Here is a 24,900-nt window from a genome sequence, read left to right as displayed (position 1 = left end):
ATGACTTGGGAGTTGTGGTTAGCCCGTGATATCGTTGCTGACAATCCTCTACCTTGGCAGAAATCTCAGGGTAATTTGACCCCTGGAAGAGTTGCCCAAGCTATGGGAGGAGTTTTCGCGGTGATTGGTACTCCGACAAGAGCACCCAAACCTCGAGGAAAGTCCCCTGGTTGGGAACCAGGAAAAAAGCGTCACCGTAAAAACCGATGCCCAATTGTTAAAAAAACAGTAACACCACCACGTAAAGAACCATCAGTTGCGGTTTAATACTCAAGATTATTCATAGGGCTTGCTAAGTCTCTAATTAACTCAGCCTTGCTGAGTCTTTTTGCATGGCTTAGTCTAAACTCCAGTTATCGACGAAGCTCACCATTCTTCAGCTAACAGTTACCGGAAATTGTTGGATGCTTATCCAGATGCACTCATTTTGGGATTGACAGCTACACCCAGACGTGAAGATGGTTACGGACTGCGAGATATTTTCGACCACCTGATTTGCTCAATTAAGACCAAAGAATTAATAGCCCTTGGATATTTGACAGATTATAAGTTAATAGCTGGCTTTAAATATGCCAAACACAAAGTTCCTAAAAAACGTGACTTCACCAGAAAAGAATTAGAAGAAGTTGCTTCTGATTACAAACCGTCTGAGGTGTTAAAGCAATGGAAAAAATTTTGTGCTGGTCAAAAGACAGTTATTTTTGCGGTCAACGTGAAGCACTCTCAAGAGATCGCAGCAATATTTCGTGCAGATGGCATCACCTGTGAGCATCTTGATGGAGATACACCACACTCTGAGCGAAAAGCAATTTTAGGTAGATTCCGTAATGGTCAGACGCAGGTGATTAGCAATTGTGCAATTCTGACTGAGGGATTTGATTCTCCTGACTCTGGGGCAGTGGTGATTGCTCGTCCCACTAGTAGTGTTACTCTCTGGTTGCAAATGATTGGCAGAATATTACGCCCTGCACCGCTTAAGGAATATGCAACTGTCCTAGACATGACTGATAACTGGTTTCGGCTTGGTCGTCCCTGTGACAACAGGGAATGGAGCCTTGATCCGATATCCTGCGATCCGGATAGCCTTGGGGTGAGATGCTGTCCGCACTGTCACCATGTTTTCAAACCAATGCCAGCCCTAATTCGTACTAAAGAATACTTTAATTCCACTTCATCAGAGTTTGTGACTCAATATGAGGCGGATTGTCCCAACTGCGGCGAATCTTTTAAGTGGATATTGTCAGAGGATTCTGGAATAGAAAATAGTGGAGTACCAGTGATTGTTTCTAGCAACGAGATTGAATTTAAAGAAGTTCCTCCTGAAGTACGTCCTGTTTTGCTGCATCCAATTATTGAAGCCAAAAAGCGCAAGTTTAGAAGCCAAGAAAAAAAACTATTATTCTATAATGACACAATCAAAAACTGGTTTTTAAATTGCCAAGAACTAACTCTGTCGGAGCTAATTTACGCTATTCAACTACTGTCATGTCCAGAATGGGCATTTGAGTACAGCATACAATGTTTAGTCTCCCGTGTTCGCAACGCTACTGAATGGGAAAATGTAACCCGAATTATGTCTCTTCGTCCAGACAATGTGAAGAAAGTTATTTGGAGTAATTTGTCTGGTTTAGAAAAAGACAGACTCAAGCAAATGAAAGCACAGTATGATAACGAAATGAAGGAATGGTTGACCGAAGAAAATCTGGCAGCAATAGCGGGTGATCTGGAAATCTGTGAAGACATTGGGATGATTTCTGATTTATGGGAAATCTATAAAAAACCAGCGATTAAAGCCGCGATTGATCTGGTAAGTACTGATAGGCGCGGACAAATTACGCAGTGGATTACTCAGTTAGATACAGTTAGTTATTCCTGACTAACCGAGAGGAAAGAAAATTCGAGTCGGAAATTGGAGTCATTAAACCCTACATTCCGCAGGTTGCTCAACAAAGTAGATAATATTTCTGATGGTGTGAATTTTGCAGATGCCGAAGTCCAAGATGCACTTGAAGGTTGTTCGTATGATTTAGAAGATGCCTTGCGAAGTGCAATTGAATATGCACTGTGGTTGAGTGAACACGAGAAAGAGATTTTCCCCAATGCTTTATTAATTCGTGCGCTACAGGATAATTGGAAGACTAAAGCATGGCGTGATGAATATTTAGAACTGCCTATGTTTGAATTGCCTGGGCAACGGTGGTGGAATGCCGCAGACAAAATGTGGGGACGCGATGTGCGGAATCAATTGGTTGTTGATGTATTTTCTGACGGGGGTGGAGAATTTATCAAATTCAGCAACGGTAAAGAGATCCTAGTAAAAACTGCATGGGTATTGGGATGGGAACGATTGCTTGAATATGCCAGCCCAGTAACTGTTTCATCCATATAGTAATTTAATTGATTAAGGATTTACAAGTGTGCGATTCCTGAAGCTGAATTTATCGCACCGTAGGCGATCGCTTTTCCCGATTCGGGAAAATTGTGCCTGGCTACTCTCTATTATTAGGGTTTTTTTATTGGGGCGATCGCTTTTCCCAGATCAGAACTGATGATATCAATATTGATATCAATGCCCCCTACCAAGATATTTATGAATGCGGGGCTTTTGTTTGGCTGAATTTAGCGCAACAAGAAGACTTCACTACCTGTAGTGCTACATTCAGCCAAAGTTAGTACTACATTGTAGGTTCCGCTAAGACGCTTGTATACAGGGGGTATACAAGCGTCTTAGCGGAACGGGAATTATTAACTCTGCACCACCTGAGATTATTTTTCACTTCTCAATATCTATTGGCGAATTAAATATGCACCAAATAGCCGTGCGATCGCAGTTCCCCACAGCTAAAGCACTCTATAAGATATGCGTCACCTCAAAACAACTCATTCAACAGGAGAAATACTATTTTTGGCAATAGGATGAAGGCGGTTTGTTAAAGCTTCTAACTCACCGCCAGCAAGCAGCAATTCAATAACTTCACGGCCATGCAAAATAAATCTGTCAACTTGCTGTTCAAACGTTATAGTACCTCGGAAGACCTCAACTAGAGGTTTTCTTAAATGAAGAGGATGCCAAGGGTTTGGTTTCGCTACGTCAAATCTGTGATCATGAAAATCCCATGTCCCTGAATTCTCTTTTAATCTTGAGCGCAATTTAGTATATTCATCAGAATGAAAAAAATCTGCTTCAAATGACTTCCATCTCTTTATATAAACACCTAAAATTAAACAAAAATCTGGGCCGAGATGTAAATTTGAAGGTTGCACTTTAAAAGCGGAGCCATTTAGAAGAGTACCAACGAATATGCTCAGAAAGGAACCATCTAAAGTTTCTAAGCCTAATCGCCCATCCAGATGTTCATATTTCGTTGGCATAGGTACATCTTTGTTAAATCCAATTCTTTTTAATACCCAACGCCAATCTGCTTCAGCAGCGCGTAAGGTTATGTTCTTCAGGTTAGGCTGTAGTGATTGAGCAGGTAAATAAGAAACTATACTTTCATAAGAAACTGGTGCTGCTGGGCCTAAATTTTCCTCAGCAAGCATATCTATAAAATCACGAACCAGACTATCATCTGATTTTGTTTCTAACCAATGCTTCAAAAATTTATATATATCACTCCAAGTCAGAGCTAAGTCAGGATTTTGTTGATGTTGTCGAGTTAATCCAGTAATAAGAATTAATTTATATCCTCCTTGTGACCACTTTGAGATTGTTTTTGCATAGTCCCGATATTTATCTAGTTGCCCTGGACTGAGATTTGACCATACCTTGTGTTCAAATATCAAGGCAAATTGTCCACAATCTGCCAACATATCTATTTGTCCACCAGGGAACGTATATTGTGTTTTCCACTCTGGTAGTATATGAGTTAAAGGAAGAGGTTCTGGTAATTTTAAACTGAGATAATCTACAAATTCACCAGCAAGCATCTCTTTATTTCTCAGCAACCAAGCAAAACCTTCAGTTATAAAATTTTCAATTGGATCAAGCTCTTGGCTTTTGGGATATTTACGTAGTGCGCTAAACAAGCTATCTGACAAGCCTCTATTCTCCATAGTTTTAAAAGCCTTCAACATAGCATATAGACAAAGATATTGTCCTTATGCGATTGCGCTACACTCAACAATTTCGATCGCCTTGATTAGTAGGACAGCAACACGGCAGTAACTTTCCAAACACAAAGCAAAATGCAGGTAATTTATGTTCTACTCCAAATTGCCATATTTATCACTTGGACGAGTTGCTCAACATTGTAATTAACCGTTTAATTTGCCCAACTCGCTTACGTTGGTCGTAGCGGCGCTTGGCTTCTGTAGTGATTTTTTCTACAAGCGCGTTATCGGCACTAGCAATAGTCCAGGCAGCTTCTAGAAATACCTCAACTGTGATGCCTCTATCTTTACAAAACCGTGTTAATTCTTGGTCGAGGTCTTTTTCTAAAACGATCGCTGAATGTCGTCGAGTTTCGGGGTATTTTTGGAGTTCGGCTTGGAGTTCGGCAAGTGTGTTAGATGATGCAGCAGTTGGATTCACAAGTTCTGTAACTGGGGTGATTTGTTGTTGTGCGTTTTGTTCTTCTGTTTGGGGTTGTAGTTTAGGAACAAGTGCATCCTGGCGTGGTTCAACTGTCGGGCGATTACGTTTGTTGCGGAGTTGATTGAGTACGTTATCTGACATTTTATTTATCCCCAAGTGAAGTGCGAATTTTTTCAACTAAAATTTCAAATGGATATTCCAAGTCCTTATATCCCAACTCACTCAGGGTTGTACGTTTGTTGATAGCTTGTTTATAGCGTTCTGATTCGCGGATTGAGGGTAGAACCAACCCCTTGCCCACTTCGTCACGCATACCATCTACAGCAGCCCGACTTTCTTGGGCTTGGGTTTTACCAAACCAGCGATCGCGGAATGGTAAAACACCTAATACTTGGGCATCCGTTGCACCTACATCTTGCAAGCCGTTCAATAAGTCGAGTGTCCGCACCAGGGAACCGTAACCTTTGACGGATGCTTCTGCTGGGATAATCAAAAAATCTGCTGCGCCGATCACTGTCAAACAAATTTGCGATCGCTGGGGTGGAGCATCAATTATGCACACTTTGAATATTTTGCTGATGGCTTCTAATCGCCGCTTGAGTAAGGTGGCACCAACTCCACTGTTAGATAAATAATCTTGCACGGTATCGAGTTGATCGTCGGACGGGATTAAAAATAAATTGTCGTTATCTTGAGTCGGATAGATGCAGTCTTCTGGTGCAACTGTTTTTTTGAGAAATTCCAATAGTGTTGGTTGGTTGGGTTCTAACTCAAACCCCAGATAGGTGGTGAGATTATGTTGGGGGTCGGAGTCTAGCATCAAGGTAGGTAAACCCTGGCGCGATAGCAGCCGACCCAGGAACAGGGATGTTGTCGTCTTGCCCTGACCGCCACTCAAGGAGCTTATGGTAATTGTCAGCATATACAAATTTATTAAATTAGCTATTTACCTTAGAGTTATTTAATTATTTTGTCAAATACTAAATTTAGCTAATTAGCTTTTTACAAAATTAGCTTTTTAGCTTTAGGCTTAATTGGCTTACAAATACGATCCGGTTCAAAATTAATCCAGTAGCCACTTTGAGCCAACTCTAAACAAAAATCTGAGGATTGCAAAACTGGAATTTGGCTGGAATTTCCGATAGGTAAATGACTAGACATTTTTTAATCCATGTGGGCTATCCAAATATACACACTTTTAGATAAACAGATATTTGAAGCTACACTAGAATGGACTTATCCAAATATACACACTAATGGAATATGAGCAAAGTAAAGCGCGGAACTATTGGCAAAGAGAAAAGAACTTTACACCCAAATTCCAAGGAGAATTTAAGGTTAGGGCCAGAGTCACTTATGCAGGGAAACAAACCAAAAGCCCGGCACAACTTTACCCTGCTCGATGAAACTGTTGAATGGCTCCAAAAGCATCCGAGTGCCAGCGCAAAAATTGATGAAGTGGTACGCCAGATTAGAGAGGGTCATCTGGTAGCAGTTCAAGAAGTTCCTAACACTAAGGAGAAGATTGCAGATTTACAGAAAGAACTTAAGCAGATACGGGGCAAACTAAAAAAGGTTGTTAAGCTACTTGACGAGGCACTGCCACTACCCGCAAATAGGGGTGGGGCTATTAAAGATAAAATCAAGGAAGCTTTGGCAATATTAGACTAATTCCATTAGTGTGTATTGTTGGAATAGCTATAGAGATTATTCTCTGATCGCGGATAACTGATGATTTTGGTGGTGGTAGTAAAAGCTCTGTCATAGGTAGTGGCTGTTATTATCTGCTTGAAGTTGGGCAATTTATATATAGGGTTGGACAAATACAGTTTTTGCTAACTCACTATCATCAGGCGCACCTTCTTTGGCTATAAATCTGTGAATATCTCTGACTCAGAACTAGATTTAGTATCTTTAGCTTCCAGAATCGAACAGATAGAAGAGGAGCAAAATCTCCGTAGGCAAAATATTGCATGGCTAAAACGCTATTTTGATGAAATCAAACAAGAATTTAATAATCGGACTGAACTACAGCAGTTTCAAAGTATGCAAGAGGCGATCACGCTCTTAACTGCACAAGTCGCCGAGTTACAACAGCACATCAATCTTCCGTCTAATTTAAGTAATGGCTTGAATAATAATGACACTACTGACGCATCTATTAAAGAGACGAATATTGATGATACGGAAATTATCAAGCAGTTTTTTGAACGTGTTGAAAAGCCCGAAAAACAACTAGCGTGTGTAGATATAATTGCTATTTCTGAAAATATAGATATTGCTGAAACTGAGCCAGATGAGCCAATTAATGTAGCTGAGGAGCAGCCGCTATTAGAGAGAGCTTTCAGCGATCAAGAATTCCAGATTGAGAAAATAATGTGGTTAGTCAACAGAATTTATGCAGCAGAGGAACCTAACGACGAAATACCTGTTGATGCTGAAGAATTTTTGAGGCGGCATCAAGCAGGAGAACGGGATTTTATTGGGATTAATTTGGCTGGGGTAAATTTGAGTGGAACATCCCTCAACATTGAAGTCAATCTTAGCCAAGCCAACCTAAGTGGTGCAAATCTCTGTGGTGTTAGATGGGAATCGCTCAAGCTGAGTGGTGCAAATTTGAGGGGGGCTAAACTCTGTGAGGCGCAGTTATGTGGAACTACAAAATCCTCTGGAGCAAACCTGTGTGAAGCAAATCTAGATAATGCAGACCTAAGTGGAGCAAATCTAACTACAACAAAGCTAGCGAAGGCAACTCTCAAAAATGCTAGCCTTAGCAGGGTTAATTTTAAGCAGGCAGATTTAAGCGAGGCTAACCTCAGTCAAGCTAATCTCAGTGGAGCAAATCTATCTGAAGCGAGGCTAGGGAAAGCAACTCTAAAAAAAGCCAACCTTAGTAAAGTTAATTGTAACCATGCAGATTTAAGTGAGGCTAACCTCAGTCAAGCCGACTTCAGTGGAGCTTATATGTGTGAAGTCAACCTAAACGGAGCCAATCTCAGTCAAGTAAATTTAAGCGGCGCAAACATGAGGCAGGGTAAGCTGATTAGGGCGGACTTCAGTAATGCTAACCTGAGTCAAGTAAAGCTTATAGAGGCAAATCTAGAAGGAGCTAATCTTGAGGGAACCAATCTTCAGCATAGCTATTATGACCTATCAACTATCTTCCCTACAGGGTTTGATCCGGTAAAAGCTGGAGCCTATTTGATTGTTCCTGGTGCATCACTGCAAAATGCTAATTTAGTTGGTGCTAACCTCTATCAAGTAAACCTGACTGAGGCAGATTTACAAGGAGCAAACCTCAACTCAGCAAACCTGGAAGGTGCAAACCTAAGCGAATCTAATTTGAATGCAGCAAACTTGTCCAAGGCAAATTTAAAAAATGCGAGACTTGTTCAGTCAAACCTGGTTCAAATTGACTTAAGCGAAGCAAATCTCAGCAGTGCAGATTTAAGTGCAGCCAATCTAAGTGAAGCAAATTTGAGTAAGGCAAACCTTAGCAGCGCAAAATTAGCTGCCGCAAATTTGAGTAAAATTAATATGAGTCAGGTAGACCTAAGTTACGCCAACTTAAGAGCGGCAGATTTGAAAGGTTCAAACCTAACTCAGGTCAATCTAGAGGATGCTGACCTAACTGCGACAGACTTGAGTAAAGCGAATTTAAAAAACGCGAAATTTAATCAGTACACAAAGTTAAACGATGCTAATCTGACAGGGGTAAATTTAGTTGGGGTAACACTTAGAGGCAATTTCAATGGAGCAAACTTAAATGAGACTAACCTATGTGGGGCTAACCTCTGTGGTCTAAACTTGAGTGGGGCAAGCTTGATTTCATCTGAACTGCGTGGGGCAGACTTGAGCAATGCAAATCTTGAAAAAGCCAACCTAAAAGACGCAAACCTTACTGGTGCGAATCTGACTGGAGCAAATCTCGCTGGTGCTATCATGCCTGATGGCACAACTCACGAGTAAACTGTGCTATGGGAATTGAACCGAGATGTGTATATCTGGAAACAGTTAAGCGCAACTTATTAATCAACGACAGAATAAGCATTGCAGCACTCGTGTCAGCACCTCTCATATATAAGCATTCGCAATAGTTGATCAGCAGTTCGCACTGTTCACCAGAAATAAAGGTTTGGGGCGCTTACGTGATCAAAGGGGAAAAACTATCTGTGTGCGATCGCAATTTCTAGAGTTGCTCAAAAGCTGAATGATTCGGACAGTTCGGCGCATACTTGCGATTTCCTGGAATTCCCATAATGGGAATCTGGGAAGTTCGTTGTACATTCAATTTGGTCTAGTCACTTGCTTTCGCAGTCCTCTTGGACATTGGCTTTCGCTTGGGAGAGATACTTAAGACACCCAAGATCAGCAATAAAAATACTTAAATATGGTTTGTGGTTGTAGAAAAAGCAGTTTTGGGGAATTGATATCAGGGATTTGGTAAAGAATTTAGTAGAAAGGATTCTGGTTGTTACCGAACGGGTGTATTGATATCAAGGAGACAAAATTAGGGTTTTGTCTTTTTAAGATATTGATGAATTATGACACCAGTAGTCGTAGTTAAACCCAGAGGAAAGCAACTAGCTCATTTAGCGCCAGTCGATGCCCAGCAGCGCTTAGTTCAACTGTGGCTGCATGATAAGCCTCAAAGTACCCAAAAATGTTATCGGCGGTATGCGGCGCAGTTCACTGGATTTTTGGGAGGGGTCAACAAAGCGATCGCCCACACGACTGTTGAAGATATGGTGGAGTTTTCTGAGTATTTGCATAACCGGGGATTGGCAGCGCCTACTATTAAAACCTATATGGCGGCGATCAAAAGTCTGCTTTCCTTTGCTTACAAAACTGGTTATATCAAGCAAAACCCTGGTGCTGCTATCAAGTTAAAGAAGCTTGACCAGCGCTTACACGAAAAAGTTTTGACTCTCACTGATATTGCCCTAATGATTCGCTTGACCGAACGAGCCGAGTATCGTTATAAAGCTCAACAAATTAGAGATTTGCTGATATTGAAACTATTATATGTAGCAGGTTTGCGGGTGTCGGAGCTAGTAGGGCTGAGGTGGAAGGACTTTACACCACGGGATCTCACCGGACAAATTACCGTTGTGGGTAAAGGCGACAAGTCCCGTCACATTTTACTGCCGGAATATCTGTGGCAGCAACTGATAGATTACAGAGGAGACGCGCCGAAAGATGCCTATGTTTTTAAGAGTCGTAACGGGAAAAATAAGCCACTGCAACGTCAAAACGTTGATCCAATAATTAAGGATGCAGCAGAAAGAGCAGGACTGACAGAAAAAGTTAGTTGTCATTGGCTCAGGCATAGCCATGCTACGCACAATGCTGAGAGGGGTACACCAGTTCCGTTAATCCAGCAAACGATGGGCCACGCCGATATTTCCACAACGGCAGGTTATATTCATATACGCCCCGGTGATAGCAGTGCTTTGCATTTGCCACGGGTTTAAATACGGAGCGATCGCTAATTACTATCGGGGCTTAAATGAACCCTATTGCGGAAACCGTTGAAATTATTTCACCGGATGGTAAAGTCCGTCTTTTACATTCCATTCCCACCCCACGCTCATGGGGTCACGGTTACGCGACCAACTGATAAATTCTTTGACGCTCTTGTTTTCCCTTTCTGTAATGAGACTTTGGTGGCTTACAGCAAGCCTTTGGGCTAAACTTTCATTATTTCTAGGTTGCAGTTCAATTTGGGGTTGTTGGTACGAGTACGCTTGTCTTCTGGGTTTGTTGTTGTGCCTACCAGAAGCGATTGCCCTCTCTATGAGTTCCAACTTCTTGGTAATTCTTTCTAGTTTAGTGTCGAGATGGGATTCCAGATTTTCTAGCTTCTGATCCAATCTGCCGGAATTATTGATATCAATCTTGCTATCAAACTTAGATATTAATTCCTCTAAGCCTTGCAGTAAGAGAATTGTATGCCCCTCTCTGTGCAGTTTGGATAGTTGGCGTACTACTGGAATTAAAGCAGTAGGGACACGAATCATTTCGCTTGGTGGGGTCTTGTCGTCAGCCATTTGATATCGGTTTTGATAGCAATAAACTGATGATAGAGGAAAAGCGATCTGTTTTTTCAAAGCCCAGATGCTATAGAGCAATCGCTCAGTCGGCGAGAAATCAGACCAAAGCAACCAAAAAAAATCCTTATTAATCCGGCGCTGGGTCTACTTCCAACGCTAGTGCTTCAACTTCAAACTCTTCTATGCACCGTTTGAACACACCCAACATAAATTCAACACTAAAGCCCATTATTGGGGGCGTACCATACACCGAGCTACGGTATGTCGGTCTCTCTGCCCACCCGTATAACTTAAAGTCATGCGTTCTCTTTCCTGGTCTTCCTTCATGGATGTAGGCATTTCGCATTTCCTTGTAAGCGATTGCACCGTATCGGGACAAAGTTAACCATTGCTCAAGCTCAGTACGATTTGTTTCCGGGCTATTCGCTAGAGTCTTGTTCATTATCGCACCCAGACTCAAATCCTGCGAAGTGCAGCGAGTTTGGTATTGCTCAATAAACTCAGGGGTACGACGTTCTCCAATTGTGCTTAAGAATGTAGATACATTCTCCGGTAGTTTTACTCCTTTCTTTTGGTTTATGCAGGTATCTCCTCGATCCACTTTGCTCCACACGTCTGGTAGTGAAACAAGCTGGAATAACTCACCACCGTAACGTGCAAGAAACGCATCAAAAATAATCCGTTTACCACTATTGCTGCACTCTTTCTTGCCGCTACTCTCTGCCCACAAATTGGAAAGAGCGTCAAGAGAACCCCACAGCAACACGTTGCCTTCGTACCTTTGTTCGATAAGGTTTAACTTACTGATGAATGCGTGTCGTTGTCTCCAAAAATCAAAAAAAAATGTAATCCGCAATTTTAACTCTTCGTCCATATTGTCTGCTACTTAAGCTGCATGATAATTACTACTATTCAAGAATAAAATCTTAGGCTTATAGCAATTGAAAAATTCGTGTTTGGGATTATCTTATCTAGCTAGTAAAGAACAACCGTTTCCACCATTTGCGATCGCCTACCTTTACATATGGCACAGTAATCAGTGCAACCAAAGGTGGATAATTCAATTGCCTGTGGATGCGATTGAGAAAATTTTGATGTACCCCTAGCTCGACAGCATAGTAGTTCATTCGGTTGGGTCTTCACTATAGTCCATCCCAGAGTGCTAACGAACAGTCCGACAATCCATAGGTCAGATAATAGTAGCCAGGAAGTTTGGCGCAATTCCTCATTTGATAAGGTTTGAGGTGGTTGGGAAATGCGACGGCAACCTTCAAGCTCAAAGATGCGGCTTACAGCCAGTTCGATTGAATCGAAATTATTTGACTGGATACAGCTAATGTAATTTCGGAACTCGATAAACACATCAAGCTCCTATTCTGACAAGGAAAGATTAGAAAGATTCATCCTCATCATCTTCAGACAGAGGCTCAGGTGGTAGCAGGATGACGGGATGAGGATTGTACGTAGTCGGTGGTTGGAAATACAGCAGTTGCGCTCCCTTATCTTCTAACTGTTGCGGTTCAGCGTAAACATAGTAAAGTAAATCACGCAAATACCAGCAGGATTTAGATTTGTCTATTACTTCCGCCAAAGCGTTATCAATGCGTTCGGCATAACCCTTAAATACTTCATCTTCTAAGTTAAATAATAACTCTGAATCTGGAGCTTCTACCAACAGCCGCTCGTACTCAACTTCAATTCTTGCAATTTCTGGATCTTCATACACTCGCATTACCGCCTGCATTGATTGTGATACCTCTAATAGGGAAAACTGCGAGATTATGTCTGGCGCATCAATTTGTTCGTCGTAAAACTTATAGCTTTCACCTTCTTCATCGTCAGCTGAACCAGAAATGAAGATGCGACCTGTGGAGTCAGCTTCCAGTAGCACACAGTTGATGTCAGGAGTCACCCAAAAATGAAAAGCATCGCACCCTAGTTCCATTGCCAGGGCTGATAGCCGGGGGCGACTAGCACCTTCTGCCCGCGCACAAAGCAGAGCGGCAATCCAGGTTTTAACAATTGTCCACCCGCCTTTACCTTCGCACAAGCTAATGACCCACAGGCGCGGTCGCTCCCAAGCAGGAAGATTGTGCAGTTGTTCCAAATCACTTGCGATCTGGGGGAGATGGGTAAGACGACGACAACCTTCTTCCTGCTCCAAAAGGCGCGTCAGTGCCTGTGCAATCGCAGCAAGATTATTCGACCGAATACAAGTGGTGAAATTGTAGTATCTATCAAACATTGAGTTGTTTTTGTCCTCAGAAAGAGCGAGGGAATCGAATATGGTGAACCGCAACTGAATTTTTAGTACGGGGAGGCTGCTTGTATTCAAACAGATCCCTGGCAGCTAAACCAGCTTCTTTGTCACTAAAACACATGAAGTATTGAAGTCCGCAATCTTTAGCTACCTCTGCTTCTCTGTCGATCTGGCTGATCATTCTTTGAAATTTAAACTTTTCTAATTGGGTGGGTGGGGTGTAATTTGGGGCATCAGGAAGAATTAAATATTTTTTCAACCATTTATATCCTGTTTTCACTTCTGCCACAGAGCCAATAGGCTCCGACCCATTCCCATTGTTAACTATGGCTCCCTCTGCTCTGACTAGCCCATCGTAAAATGCAAATAATCCCAAGGGAGTTATCACGAGGTAGTCACCAGGCGAACCAGTGACGTAGGTAGCATATTTACTATGTGTTATGTCCTTACCTAAATCTGGGCTATCAATGTTTACCTGATCACCTAAATGCCGAGCTAATTCAAGATTAAAGCATCCATCCTCAGAATCTACTTTACCTTTAGTGAAAACCTCCTGTTCTGTTATCCTCTCTGGATTGTTTTTGTTATGTATAAGAACATTCAGCCTCCTCTGCTGTGCTATTTTTAATTGCTCAACTAGCTCACGTTCTCTTTGATTACTGTAAGGATTTCCTGTAATCGGATTGATATCAGCTACGTGTGATGGATTTGTTGTAGGTTGATTATCATTTCCTTTGAAAATTTCCTCTATTATCCTAAATAATAGAACACCAGTATCTCTAAGAAGTCTAGGTATATCTTCTTCATTGAATGCATAAGGGCCGTAAATGCCTGCTGCGGTACCATTAATATTTGCATTCCCAATAACAAACTTGGACTTATTAGATTTAAGAACGCCGCTTTCGTAAGCAATACTAATCAATCTTTTTTTATTGACGCCAGTGTAGATACTGTAGTTAGCATCGTTAATGGAGACAGAACCAGTAACTCTAACCGAGCCATCAGCTTGTACGTAAATTTTGCCACCAGTGTTATTTCCGTCAGAGCGGAGATACCCAGTTGTAACTGCTCCCTGAGAACTGTCGATCGCAATTACTCCACCGTTTGAGATGATGTTTTGGCTAATAACATCGCCAACAGAAGAGATATATACATCACCGTTATTGGTTGTAATATCGCCTTGTGTAGTAACAGTACCTTGCTTGGCAATTAGGGCAACTTTATCCCACTGCGAAGTGATTTTACCTGTAGTCACGTTCTGGTCAGCTTGTATAGCTACTTGACTACCACTATTAATTTCAGTGGTAGTGACATTACCTTTATTGCTAACTAAAGCAACTGTACCGAATGCTGATACAATACTTTGAGCAAGTACATCTTGAGTAGCACCAAGAGTCACATTATCAACGCTAGCGATCGCGCCTTGGGCTTTAACATTACCACTGCTGCTAATCAAAGCAACTGCGCCATCAAGTGATGTAATATCTTGAGTAACTACATCTTTAAAAGCCCCAAGAGAAACATCACTATTACTGGTAATTGAACCATTGACAGTAACCGCACCTTGACTGGAGTTAAGAAGAACTACATCATTGGCAGACTGAATTTTCTCGGTGGTGATGTTCTGTTTGGCTAGAGCAGTTAAACCATTATCAGCAGTAATTTCCCCAGTGGCAGTAATAGCATTAGTAGCACTAATCAGACTAATTCCAGCATTTGTGGAAGTAATATTGTGAACAACAACATCTTTAAGAGCAGTAATATTTACATCACCATCTTGGGTTTGAATATCACCCTGTGTTCTGAAAGCCCCATCACTCAAAATATCTACTTGTTTAGCAGTGATATTACCAGTAGTTACATTGCCTTTAGAATCGTATTTTTTGTTACCAATTTTACCTAAAGAAATATTTACATTACCTGAGTCAGTAGTAGACAAAGAAGCTGTGGTAATGTCATCAATAGCATTTAGAGTGATATTGCCTTGACTGGTGATATCCCCTTTAGCAGTAACAGTTTTAGCACTATTAACTGTCAAGTCCTTAAGGCTAGCGTTACCACCAACTGCATTATTGAAAGTGATATTGCCCAAACCTCCTGTCAGGCTGAGGGATGAAGCACCAGCACTGTTACTATCGAGAGTATTTTTGAAGGTGATGTCGCCGCCTTTGGAAGTGACAGTAGATTTAGCAGAGTTAAAAGTGTAAGCACCCGTACTGCTATTGAGGATTGTGGGGCCATCAAGAGTAACATTGCCGCCCTTGGTGACAACATTGGAACCAGTGAGATTAATCTTAAGCCCCTGCAAGAAGACAGAACTACCTTGAGTGGAAATGTTACCTACAGTGATGCCATCCTTGGGCGTTGCTGTTGTAGAAATGGGGTTAAGAAGGAACTGGTGAAATTGCCCTCCGATAGAGCCACCTCCCAATATCTGCCCCTTATTATTGATGACTCGTAACTGTTGTAAAGACCAACCTGATTCTTTTGGAATCAAACTCTCAAGGTCAGTCATCTTGCCATTACTGTACAGGAAAAAATGATTGTTAGAATAACCAATCACTTGGCCAGAGTCATTGATACTTATTGCACTGCTGTATCCGGGTAAGCTAGAGTTATTTTCAGATAATAGAGTACCTAAGTCAGTCATCTTGCCATCGCTGTAGAGGAAAGCGTGTTTCACTGAGGTATAACCGTCACCCTCCGAGCCGTAACCATCACCACTAAAATGATAAGGTATCAAGAATTCGGAATTACCAATTACTTGACCAGAGTTATTGATGTCAATGGCTTCGCTATAGTTGCCTCCACCTTCAGACAAAGTACCTAGATCAGTCATCTTGCCATTACTGTAGAGGAAAGCATGATATGGCCCATCATCAGTATTAGATAACCCAACAACTTGACCAGAATCATTGATGTCTGCTGCATAACTAGATCCAGCAAAACTCAAGTTGTTTCTAGTTAATAGAGTACCTAAGTCAGTCATGTTGCCATCGCTGTAAAGGAAAGCGTGATTCTCGGAAAGATCACCAATGCCTTCCGAGCCGTAACCGTTACCGCTAAAATCGTGAAGTACCATGACATCGGAGTTACCAATTACTTGACCAGAGTTATTGATATCCCCGGCTCTACTGACGGTGCCTCCAGGCAAAGTACCCAGGTCAGTAATCTTACCATCACTGTAGAGGAAAGCGCGACCCGCACTTAAGTTATAACGGCCATAGGAAGTACCGACGACTTGACCAGAGTTATTAATGCTATCAGCCAAGCTACGACTGTCCCCTGACAAAGTACCTAAGTCAGTTATCTTGCCATCACTGTAGAGGAATCCAGTATTGGTGTAGGAACTACCAACCATTTGACCAGTGTCATTGATGTCCGTTGCATAGAAATTGCCCTTAAATAAAGTGTTGAGGTCAGTGATACTGTAACTGCTACCAGTCGAGTTTTGTGTATCAATTAATCCTGACTGCAAGCTAAGTCCAGGGCTACTGGAGGAAGCAGTATTTTTCAGCGTAATATTCCCAGCACTGATACTACCTTTCGTTTGAACCTGAAGTGAAGAACCAGTATAGTTGCCAAATTTAATATTATTGAATGCTGAAATTTGAACTTTTGTTGAGGCATCAGTACTTTTGAAGATAACTTGCTCAAAATTAGAGTTTCTAAATACTTCACCCACTCCATCGCCTGTTAGAGAAAAAGTTTCTGGATTGCCATTAGTATCTTGTAGAGTTAACTGAAAATCTTGATGACCATCAAAGTCTCCAAACTTTCCTACTGATACCAAGGAGTCATTAGGTGAGTTAGCATCAGTACTCTTAACAGAATTTTTTGATAGGGAAGCTGTTTTGAAGGTAGGGCTACCTGTAGTGCTAACTAGAGGAGCATCTTTCGCATTCCCTGTGAGTGGGTCAAAATCCGTTGTGCTGTTATTCCTTGTACTATCGTTAATTAGCGATGAGGATAGAGCCGTCGTTAAAAAAAATGATTGCTTAAACAACAGCGAACCATCAATAACATTGTCTACAAATTGAAGTACATTTGCACTTAAGTCAGTTCCTCTTGTATCTGATGCTGAAATCCAGTCTAAATCAGAATAAATAGAAGTAGCACTAGGAGATTTAAATGCCTGTTGAAAACTTAAAAATCCTGAAGTACTACCCAGAGTCGGACTCAAAGATGTATTGTCTAGTAGAGATTTTGTTAGGATTCCATCTGGACTAGACACAAACATACCACTAGTCAAGAATGTTTCAGTAGTTTCCATTGCTAACCTTTTGCAATTAATGAATTATTTCAGATTTAAACTAAATTAAATACTTTATTCAAATCGAGGCTGGTTTAGTAATAACTGAATCGGTTATCTTGCCTTTAATGTGATATTACTGTCATCAAAATGTGCCGTTATTGGCTAGTGACTAGCCATACTAAGCAAAGTGTTACTAAACAGGTATATTAAGATTCATTTCCAAGCACAGCATGGCACATACCCTATAATCGTTGGCAATATTTACCAGTCTGATTTACTAAAAAAATATATTTCCAGAACGAAAAAATCAGAGCAACGAAAACGACTGTATTCCTAGTAATATAAGAGTTTGATATAGGTTGAAATCAAACAAGTCAGATAATTTCTGTGTGAAGCTTTTACTTCTATACTTTGAAATGTTCTTAATATTTTTAAGTGAATGAGTGTAATCTACGGGGAGTTTAAGTTTTTCAAAATTAGGTCTGATATCAGAGATCAGAAACTTAAATAATAAGAAATATAGCAGTGCATTTACTTATCTAGTTAGGAAAACAATATGAAAGTTACGTAATTTTCACATTGTTTTGATGACAACTTATATTCAAAGCTGAAAGTTGATTAACTTGCTTATATTATGCTGACGGCTATTTCGATTGTCATACCTGTTTATAATCGGGAGCGCTACCTTAGTGCTGCTATTGAGAGCGTCCTTCAGCAAACTCGCCGTGATTTTGAACTACTAATTTGGGACGATGGCTCAACAGACAACTCTTTAAATATTGCCCGCTATTATGCCAAACACAACGAACAGATAAAAGTTGTGGCAGCAGAGCATCAAGGGCAAACTCTCTCTCTCAAAGCAGCGCTTTCAATGACTTGTGGAACTTATCTTGGTTGGGTAGATAGCGATGACCTTTTGGCTCCAACTGCACTTGAAGAAACTACTGCTGTTCTGGATAACAACCCCAAAATCGGACTTGTTTACACAGATTACGTCGTCATCGATGAGAATAACTTAGTGGTCGGTTCAGGGCAGCGTTGTCGCATTCCGTACTCCGCAGATAAACTCTTAGTTGACTTTATGATTTTCCACTTTCGGTTAATGCGCCGTTGTGTGTACGAGCAAGTGGGTGGTATTGACTCTAATTCTGGACTAGCCCAAGATTATGACTTGTGTTTGCGACTTTCAGAAGCCACAGAAATACAACAACTTCAGCGTTCGCTCTACTATTACCGCAATCATTCTCTTGGTGTGTCCAATCAAAAACGAATCGAACTAATTTTTAGTTCTCAACAAGCTATTGCACAAGCGCTTCAGCGCCGAGGATTAGCTAACCGCTATGAAATTAACGTAGAAATTGTCGGTCGCTACTATTTAAAGCCCAAAAGTGGAAGATGAACCATTACCCTAAGGGTTGAGTCAAGAAAGCAGTAGAGACTTGTTTTGACGTTTTGGGCGTGACTTGCATTAATAACCCAGTTACCCTTAGCTTGTCTAATATCCGAAGAATTGCTTCTCGCTGTTCTGTAAATAGAGGTGCTTGTAGAGGTACAGTAGTGATGAGATTTAACAAGTTTATGCTTGATTGACTTGGAGGCAGTAAAGGTTTTTCAGAAAAGGTGAGATCATTGTCTAAAAGCAAACCTACATATACAGAAAGTGCTTCGGTAACACTCATTTTATAAACTTCAGGATGCAGCACAACTTGCTTCCATAGAAAGCGAATAATTTGATTAGTATGACCCATTAGTGTATCAACACTACCCAGGTATTTCATTGCTAGGACAATTCTGGCTTCAGCAGGTGTCAGTGTCATTCCCACAGCTTTCGAGAGATGTTGGAGCCAAAAACACGCCTTTCCTTCCTGTCTTATTTGTATTGGTGCTAAACTCCAAAAGTCCCAATTTAATCCCAGTAAAAACCTGTGTTCTACTGACAATTGCTGAACCTGTTGTTCAGTTGCATAATGTTGAAAGCGTACAGCTATTTGTTTGAGGCTTTGAACTCGCTGCCAATAAGGAGTAGAACGACTAGTTTGTGTCTCAGACCAATGGTTGTAACGCACAGTTGCTGTAGGCACATTCAGAAAGCGCAACCCAAGAACAGATGCTAGGGTAAAGTATTCTAAGTCAGTGTTGATTTGTCTTTGAGGATGCCAAGCTTGCATTTGATTCAATTGTTGAGCCGCACTCCGACAGAGTAAGTAAGCATGAGGAGGATGCCAGTATTGCAGCAATAAATACCGTAGTGGGTCGTTGAGATTTTCAGAGGGAAACACTAACTTGTGTTGATACTGGTCATTCTGATAAAAACACCATTCCCAGCTTCCATAGGCAATGTCAAACTGGCGGTTTTGTTCCAATGCATTTACCTGTAAGGCAATTTTATTAGGTGTCAGTTCGTCATCTGCATCTAACCATTGAATGTAGCTTCCTTGAGCTATTGTAAATCCGTGCTTCCGAGCCGAATTTACTCCTATTTGCTGGCACTGTGTAAAAATTACGCGATGTTCTGTAGCCTCAGCCAATTGCTTGGCAATTTGAATCGAATCATCTGTCGAGTTATTATCAACAATAATAATTTCAAGATGAGGGTAAACCTGCTGGAAACAACTAGATAAGCACCGCTTAATCATTTTTCCAGCATTCTGACAGGGAATAATAATTGACACCAAAGGCTGCTGATGAATTTGGATGTCTAGTGTTTGCCTTTTTAAGCTTTTACCGATTAAAAAATCCTCTTTTGTTCTCTGAGATATTTTTTCTTCTAAAAAACCAATGTTCTTATCCAATTTAATCAGACTGCTTGGCTCAGAAATAGGTGCTTCTTGGGCATTCTCTGTAAAAGACTCAGATGAGCCTTTGTATCGTAGCACCGCCAATCCATGTTTGAAGGGAGCGACTTTTATGAGTTCTAGTTCAGGAATCTCTTTCAACCACAGATTTACTATCTCGGTTTCTTGATGCCTAGAATAATCGTCTAATAGTAGCCATGTCCCTGGCTGAATAAATGCTTTTAGTAAATGTGGAGCTGGATACCGCGCTCTTAACGAGCTTTCTTGAGGAGGGCCGTCCACGAGAATCAGATCAGCAGCAAAGGATGAGACATTATTGATATCGTACCATTTAACACTATTCCCATTCCAAATGGACTGTTGCAAATGACATAGCTGTAAGTCCACGTACTCTAGTAATCCTTTTTCTTGTAATCGCTGACGAGTGTAAGCGTACCAATTAGAGTCATGTTCTAAAGACAACACTTTCTCTAACTTGAAACTACCAAACAGAATAGTTGACAGACCACTGCCACACTCAACAACTTTTCGGATACCAGCAGCTTCCACAAACTGGGATATCCACTCTAGCGACTCAGATGTTAACGCCCAGTTAGTAAATTCAGAAGGCTTTATATATTCAGGTAACATGATGAGTTTTTGACAGGAGTGCTGCTAAGAACTTTGACACTACTATTTTTCTGCTGATCATGATTTTCTGCTTAAGCATTAACACTTGCCGCCCCGAAGTCTACTGAAATATTTGTGAACTTTAACTCAAGCAAGTCGGTAATCTCTACTATTTAGTAGGCATTACTCAATCTTGGTACTATTTTTACGAAAAGGTCTACAGTGTCTTGACTTCCAGGATTTAAGAACTCGTGGCTCGGAGTCGGCTTTTCTCGGAGTGGAGAAAAGCGGGAGGCGGGATCTAGTTGGCTCAACCAGTAATCTTCATGCACGTTTTGTAGCCGAGTCAGGGGGATGACTTCCTGGCTAAAGCATCCAGTTATCCGCCGAAAAATCACGACGAATGAAATTAGCAAAGGAAATACCAGAGTCAGCTTGAGCCTTAGCCTTTGGGAATAATAGCGAAAAACCACAATGCAAGGGGAGCAAAGATTTAGATGGAAGCGTGTTCTAATAGCAACTGCTGTTGGCACACCCACTATCGCAGCAGTCATAAGAGTTAATCATGAATGGCGAAAGGGTGATGGATGGTGTGTGAGGTTTTACCCACATGGTCAGCAGCAGATTTTATATGGTGCTGATTGCTGGAAGTGAAAAGACGTTGCTAAAAAAGTAGGTTGTCAATTGTGAGCAACATACAGATATCTAAATTCTTTTGAAATTGCGGGATACTAACCCGCTTTTTCTTTGGTTTTGTCTACCTGTTAAGAAAAACTTTAGCAATCGACATTTTTTAAACAAGTTATATCGACATCTTGACAAATGATAACAAGTTAGTTATTGTTGTAACAACTTGGATGTACAAGGGAGCCGTGAAATGTCAAAGTTAGTCCAGGAGCAGGTAGAGCAATTATTTCAAGCCACCAAGGATTTGCAAAGCCTCGAAGAATTCAAGCCATACTGTGAGCAGTTCAACCAGTGGATAAAGGACAATACCAACTACAGTGTCGAGAGTTTAGGCACTGTGTTAAGTCGGGCTGGCTTCTATAAGAAATTCAAGTCGCTGCCATTAGAGCAAGGAAAAAACGCTGAATCAGTACCCAAACATGATGCTGAGGGCAATGTTACCGGGAACCAGCTAAAGCACTATGTCTTATTATTCTGTGGTCTGAATGAGCAAGAGTGGAAAGAAAGAAACGAAACCACGAGGGTAAGCGATCGCCTAACTAATGTCGATGAAGATGGCAATACAGGTATTGAGATTGATCCAGATACCTATTTAGAAGTTACAGAGAAACTGTTAGCCAGCGACGATCCTCACGAGTTAGCTGTGGGCTTGATATCTGCTACTGGCCGCCGTCCTCATGAGATTTTAGCCAGAGGACAATTCACCTCAGTAGACGGGGAATCCTACCAAGCGATGTTTCAAGGACAGGGCAAGAAGCGTGGTGAGAAGCCCATTTTTAAAATTTCTACTCTGTTTGGTGCTTCGTACATCATTGAGCGATTGGCTTATTTGCGGAAGGATGCCAATCTTAAGGAATTGCTCAAAGAAGTTTCTAGTGAGTTTCCTGGAGATGTAGCAGCCCAGAACAAGGCTATTGAGGACAAACGCGGTAATTCACTGCGTCGGGTAGTCCAAAAGTATTTCGGTGGCAAGGACAGTAATGAACCTGTTTTAAACTTCCGTTACGGTCAGGATCAAAATGACTGTAAAGCGCTAAGGGCAGCTTGTGCAAGTCTCGTGACCGAGCGAGATTGCAGGGGTTCACTAGGGGCGAAAATGTACTTTGCAGGTTGCTTTCTCGGTCATATTACCCCAGGCGAAAAACTTAGTGATAGCGATTTGGAACACGTCGCTACGACCCTTGGCTATTCAGATTATTACACCACGAAACCTGTAGGCTTCCCCGGTGATCTGCCAAGGGAAAAACTCGCCAATGTTCGGGTTAATTCTTCGGATTTAGCAGCTATTCGCTACTTGCAAGAGCAATTAGAAGCACCTAACCATCAGTCAGTAGTCAGCGAGTTGATTAAGTCGTATAACAACCGTTTAGATACTGCCACGCAATTAGAAACAAGCCATAGCCAGAAAGTTCCAGAGTTGTCGGCACAAATTAAGCAGTTACAGGAAGTAAATAACAAGTTAGAAACAAGTCATAGCCAGAAAGTTGCAGAGTTGTCGGCACAAATTAAGGAGTTACAAGAAATAAATAACAAGTTAGAAGAAAGCCATCGCCAATTGCAAGAAGAGAAAAAATTAATGGAGTCTACTATTTCTCAACCCCAGGAAGTTACTCTCAACGTTACAGAGTTGGAATCTTGGCTAGAAAAGAAAATTGTTGAAGTGGTAAAAAAATTAACCCAAGAGGGAGCATTGAGCGTACCTGTTGCAGTTACCACTATAGCGAAAGTCTCACCACCTAAAGAAGAGATTGACTGGCAAGCAAAAACTGATGCGGAGGTATGGGAAAGTAAAACGGCCTTAGCAGCTCTAGAAAAAATCCGCAGGTCTTATCAGGCAATCTGTTCATACAACGACACTGTGGCGACTGGAGACGGCGATCGCTTGGCCATTACTAACCAAGCGCTCAGAGAATTATCGGGCTGTAACGGTCTGCTGGTACGCGATTGGATTCAACAGCACAAGGATGAAGTAATTAGTCATAATTCTAAATTTGGCATGGAAAACAAGAAAGACCCCAGTAATCCAGCTAGCTATGCCAATAAAGGTAAAGACACCGATCAAATCCTGTTAGTGATAAATGAAGAGTTCCTCAGTGGCGATGCCTTTAAAGCAGGGAGAAACCTTTCATAAGCTAAAGGATTAGATGGACTGTATTAGCCGTTTTTTGGACAATGTCGTCACAACCCATAATGTGCGGCTGTTTAAGCCTAGTGTCGTCAAACATTCATTTCTCCACATCTCACCAGAAATATCAAACAGCAACTAATTAATACCCACAGGAGATAACATAGCCAAACTCGCCGCGCCTTCCCAATGCCTATGTCTAAGGCAAGGCAACAAAGCACTGAGAGAATCATCGGTGTGTAACGGGCTACTAATATGCGATTGGATTCAACAGCACAAAGATGAAATTATTAGCCATAACTTTAAGTTCGGCATGGAGAACAAAAAAAGACTCCAGTAGCCCAGTTAGCTATGCCAATAAAGGTAAGGGTACCGATCATATCCTGTTAGTGATAAATGAAGAGTTCCTTGATGGCAAAGCTTTTAATAATGCAGGGAGGAATTAAAACTAATTAGCGCGTGCGGTTCATGTTGGGTGGAAAAACGTGTCAATTGCAAGTTTGGGCATTTATAATTACGGTTTACTACTACGGAATTTTACTAAGAGGGCAAGAGTTTTAGAGATGACAAAAGGAACACAGTATACAGGGCAAGAATTTGAGGTTTTTCAACAATTGCTGAACGATTGTAAGGCATCTCCTTCTGAAAAAGATTTTTTGTTGATTTTGGTTCCCCATCTGCCAGTTGAGTTGATGCAGCAAGCACTTGAGGCTGTCACCCAAATTGAGGATGCTTATTACAAAAGCTCTGCGCTAAGAGAGATTGTACCCCATTTACCAGTTGAGTTGATGCAGCAAGCACTTGAGGCTGCCACCCAAATTGAGGATGCCTATGACAAAAGCTCTGCACTGGGAGATATTGCACCCCATCTCTCTGAGGCTTTTCGCACTCAAACGCTGCAACAAGCACTTGAGGCTGCCACCCAAATAGAGGATGCTTATTACAAAAGCTCTGCGCTAGGAAATATTGTACCCCATTTACCAGTTGAGTTGATGCAGCAAGCACTTGAGGCTGTTACCCAAATTGAGGATGCTAATTACAAAAGCTCTGCGCTAGGAAATATTGTACCCCATTTACCAGTTGAGTTGATGCAGCAAGCACTTGAGGCTGCCACCCAAATTGAGGATGCTTATTACAAAAGCTGTGCGCTGAAAAATATTGCACCCCATCTCCCTGAGCCTTTTCGCATTCAAACGCTGCAACAAGCACTTGAGGCTGTTACCCAAATTGAGGATGCTAGTAACAAAAGCTCTACGCTAGGAAATATTGTACCCCATTTACCAGTTGAGTTGATGCAGCAAGCACTTGAGGCTGTCACCCAAATTGAGGATGCTAATTCCAAAAGCTCTGCGCTAAGAAATATCGTACCCTATTTACCAGTTGAGTTGATGCAGCAAGCACTTGAGGCTGTTATCCAAATTAAGAATTCTAATTACAAAAGCTCTGCGCTAGGAAATATTGTACCCCATTTACCAGTTGAGTTGATGCAGCAAGCACTTGAGGCTGCCACCCAAATTGAGGATGCTTATTACAAAAGCTGTGCGCTGAAAAATATTGCACCCCATCTCCCTGAGCCTTT

19 protein-coding genes and 2 pseudogenes are annotated in these 24,900 nt (G+C 41.4%); 10 read left to right on the top strand and 11 right to left on the bottom strand.

Translation table 11 applies throughout. The features are described from left to right. The 4 genes and pseudogenes from F8S12_RS07980 to F8S12_RS07965 form a co-directional block, all read left to right on the top strand. Positions 1-267, top strand: a pseudogene (locus F8S12_RS07980) (NF041680 family putative transposase); the annotation flags it as partial. 88 nt (positions 268-355) lie between these two features. Then, positions 356-1,876 (top strand): DEAD/DEAH box helicase, encoded by a 1,521-nt coding sequence (locus tag F8S12_RS07975; RefSeq protein WP_196515777.1) that lies wholly within the window; start codon positions 356-358, stop codon positions 1,874-1,876. Positions 1,877-1,909: 33 nt separating this feature from the next. Further along, a complete protein-coding gene (locus F8S12_RS07970) occupies positions 1,910-2,389 on the top strand; it encodes a hypothetical protein (protein ID WP_196515776.1) in 480 nt (159 codons plus the stop codon). A 92-nt stretch (positions 2,390-2,481) separates the two neighbouring features. Next, positions 2,482-2,673, top strand: a complete 192-nt coding sequence (locus F8S12_RS07965; RefSeq protein WP_196515775.1) for a hypothetical protein — start codon at positions 2,482-2,484, stop codon at positions 2,671-2,673. A gap of 207 nt (positions 2,674-2,880) precedes the next feature. Here the strand turns inward: F8S12_RS07965 and F8S12_RS07960 are convergent, their stop codons facing one another. The 4 genes from F8S12_RS07960 to F8S12_RS40435 all read right to left on the bottom strand — a co-directional run bounded on the left by F8S12_RS07960 (position 2,881) and on the right by F8S12_RS40435 (position 5,698). After that, positions 2,881-4,041 carry a PD-(D/E)XK nuclease family protein gene (locus F8S12_RS07960; protein ID WP_230967876.1) on the bottom strand — a complete coding sequence of 387 codons (1,161 nt, stop codon included), beginning with the start codon at positions 4,039-4,041 and terminating at the stop codon, positions 2,881-2,883. 187 nt (positions 4,042-4,228) lie between these two features. Continuing rightward, the gene (locus tag F8S12_RS07955; RefSeq protein WP_196515773.1) at positions 4,229-4,678 is read right to left on the bottom strand and encodes a hypothetical protein; all 450 of its coding nucleotides are present in this window, start codon (positions 4,676-4,678) and stop codon (positions 4,229-4,231) included. A gap of 1 nt (position 4,679) precedes the next feature. Then, entirely contained in the window at positions 4,680-5,459 is a 780-nt protein-coding gene (locus tag F8S12_RS07950) for a ParA family protein (protein WP_196515772.1), read from the bottom strand. An 80-nt stretch (positions 5,460-5,539) separates the two neighbouring features. Next, entirely contained in the window at positions 5,540-5,698 is a 159-nt protein-coding gene (locus F8S12_RS40435; RefSeq protein ID WP_230967875.1) for a hypothetical protein, read from the bottom strand. A gap of 102 nt (positions 5,699-5,800) precedes the next feature. On the opposite strand from F8S12_RS40435, the gene F8S12_RS07945 reads away from it, so the two are divergent. The 3 genes from F8S12_RS07945 (at position 5,801) to F8S12_RS07935 (ending at position 10,011) form a co-directional block, all read left to right on the top strand. Next, a complete protein-coding gene (locus F8S12_RS07945) occupies positions 5,801-6,208 on the top strand; it encodes a hypothetical protein (RefSeq protein ID WP_196515771.1) in 408 nt (135 codons plus the stop codon). Between the two features lie 207 nt (positions 6,209-6,415). After that, positions 6,416-8,506 carry a pentapeptide repeat-containing protein gene (locus tag F8S12_RS07940; protein ID WP_196515770.1) on the top strand — a complete coding sequence of 697 codons (2,091 nt, stop codon included), beginning with the start codon at positions 6,416-6,418 and terminating at the stop codon, positions 8,504-8,506. 575 nt (positions 8,507-9,081) lie between these two features. Further along, positions 9,082-10,011: a tyrosine-type recombinase/integrase gene (locus F8S12_RS07935; protein WP_196515769.1), complete on the top strand. Its 930-nt coding sequence runs from the start codon at positions 9,082-9,084 to the stop codon at positions 10,009-10,011. Between the two features lie 63 nt (positions 10,012-10,074). Here the strand turns inward: F8S12_RS07935 and F8S12_RS07930 are convergent, their stop codons facing one another. The 5 genes from F8S12_RS07930 to F8S12_RS07910 form a co-directional block, all read right to left on the bottom strand. Then, complete coding sequence (locus F8S12_RS07930) at positions 10,075-10,587, bottom strand: hypothetical protein (RefSeq protein ID WP_196515768.1); 513 nt, start codon at positions 10,585-10,587, stop codon at positions 10,075-10,077. Positions 10,588-10,717: 130 nt separating this feature from the next. After that, on the bottom strand, positions 10,718-11,446 hold the full coding sequence (locus F8S12_RS07925) for a hypothetical protein (protein WP_196515767.1): 729 nt from the start codon (positions 11,444-11,446) through the stop codon (positions 10,718-10,720). Positions 11,447-11,565: 119 nt separating this feature from the next. Continuing rightward, positions 11,566-11,952, bottom strand: coding sequence for a hypothetical protein (locus F8S12_RS07920; RefSeq protein ID WP_196515766.1), 387 nt, complete (start codon positions 11,950-11,952; stop codon positions 11,566-11,568). Between the two features lie 28 nt (positions 11,953-11,980). Beyond that, positions 11,981-12,835, bottom strand: a complete 855-nt coding sequence (locus F8S12_RS07915) for a hypothetical protein (protein ID WP_196515765.1) — start codon at positions 12,833-12,835, stop codon at positions 11,981-11,983. Positions 12,836-12,851: 16 nt separating this feature from the next. Continuing rightward, positions 12,852-17,123: a DUF3466 family protein gene (locus F8S12_RS07910; protein ID WP_196515764.1), complete on the bottom strand. Its 4,272-nt coding sequence runs from the start codon at positions 17,121-17,123 to the stop codon at positions 12,852-12,854. Between the two features lie 616 nt (positions 17,124-17,739). Here F8S12_RS07910 and F8S12_RS07905 point away from each other — a divergent pair. Beyond that, positions 17,740-18,504: a glycosyltransferase gene (locus tag F8S12_RS07905; protein ID WP_196515763.1), complete on the top strand. Its 765-nt coding sequence runs from the start codon at positions 17,740-17,742 to the stop codon at positions 18,502-18,504. Between the two features lie 4 nt (positions 18,505-18,508). Here F8S12_RS07905 and F8S12_RS07900 read toward each other — a convergent pair whose 3' ends face one another. Together F8S12_RS07900 and F8S12_RS07895 are read right to left on the bottom strand one after the other, a co-directional pair. Next, positions 18,509-20,530 carry a glycosyltransferase gene (locus F8S12_RS07900; RefSeq protein ID WP_196515762.1) on the bottom strand — a complete coding sequence of 674 codons (2,022 nt, stop codon included), beginning with the start codon at positions 20,528-20,530 and terminating at the stop codon, positions 18,509-18,511. Between the two features lie 152 nt (positions 20,531-20,682). Further along, entirely contained in the window at positions 20,683-21,063 is a 381-nt protein-coding gene (locus F8S12_RS07895; RefSeq protein ID WP_196515761.1) for a hypothetical protein, read from the bottom strand. Between the two features lie 323 nt (positions 21,064-21,386). Here F8S12_RS07895 and F8S12_RS07890 point away from each other — a divergent pair, with 323 nt between their 5' ends. Together F8S12_RS07890 and F8S12_RS07885 are read left to right on the top strand one after the other, a co-directional pair. Further along, positions 21,387-23,327: a protelomerase family protein gene (locus tag F8S12_RS07890; protein WP_196515760.1), complete on the top strand. Its 1,941-nt coding sequence runs from the start codon at positions 21,387-21,389 to the stop codon at positions 23,325-23,327. Positions 23,328-23,884: 557 nt separating this feature from the next. Beyond that, positions 23,885-24,900: pseudogene (locus tag F8S12_RS07885) on the top strand (hypothetical protein); the annotation flags it as partial.

The sequence above is a fragment of the Nostoc sp. WHI genome, assembly GCF_015714725.1.
Classification (GTDB): Bacteria; Cyanobacteriota; Cyanobacteriia; order Cyanobacteriales; family Nostocaceae; genus Nostoc.
Note: the sequence above shows the minus strand (reverse complement) of the source record. Positions and strands in the feature narration are given on the sequence as shown.

What these genes read in the sequence shown, in the direction of transcription:
- F8S12_RS07895 (WP_196515761.1), bottom strand. Translation starts at nt 21,063, where the DNA reads ATGACTGCTGCGATAGTGGGTGTGCCAACAGCAGTTGCTATTAGAACA.
- F8S12_RS07915 (WP_196515765.1), bottom strand. Translation starts at nt 12,835, where the DNA reads ATGTTTGATAGATACTACAATTTCACCACTTGTATTCGGTCGAATAAT.
- F8S12_RS07945 (WP_196515771.1), top strand. Translation starts at nt 5,801, where the DNA reads ATGAGCAAAGTAAAGCGCGGAACTATTGGCAAAGAGAAAAGAACTTTA.
- F8S12_RS07930 (WP_196515768.1), bottom strand. Translation starts at nt 10,587, where the DNA reads ATGGCTGACGACAAGACCCCACCAAGCGAAATGATTCGTGTCCCTACT.
- F8S12_RS07955 (WP_196515773.1), bottom strand. Translation starts at nt 4,678, where the DNA reads ATGTCAGATAACGTACTCAATCAACTCCGCAACAAACGTAATCGCCCG.
- F8S12_RS07950 (WP_196515772.1), bottom strand. Translation starts at nt 5,459, where the DNA reads ATGCTGACAATTACCATAAGCTCCTTGAGTGGCGGTCAGGGCAAGACG.
- F8S12_RS40435 (WP_230967875.1), bottom strand. Translation starts at nt 5,698, where the DNA reads ATGTCTAGTCATTTACCTATCGGAAATTCCAGCCAAATTCCAGTTTTG.
- F8S12_RS07935 (WP_196515769.1), top strand. Translation starts at nt 9,082, where the DNA reads ATGACACCAGTAGTCGTAGTTAAACCCAGAGGAAAGCAACTAGCTCAT.
- F8S12_RS07910 (WP_196515764.1), bottom strand. Translation starts at nt 17,123, where the DNA reads ATGGAAACTACTGAAACATTCTTGACTAGTGGTATGTTTGTGTCTAGT.
- F8S12_RS07890 (WP_196515760.1), top strand. Translation starts at nt 21,387, where the DNA reads ATGTCAAAGTTAGTCCAGGAGCAGGTAGAGCAATTATTTCAAGCCACC.
- F8S12_RS07900 (WP_196515762.1), bottom strand. Translation starts at nt 20,530, where the DNA reads ATGTTACCTGAATATATAAAGCCTTCTGAATTTACTAACTGGGCGTTA.
- F8S12_RS07905 (WP_196515763.1), top strand. Translation starts at nt 17,740, where the DNA reads ATGCTGACGGCTATTTCGATTGTCATACCTGTTTATAATCGGGAGCGC.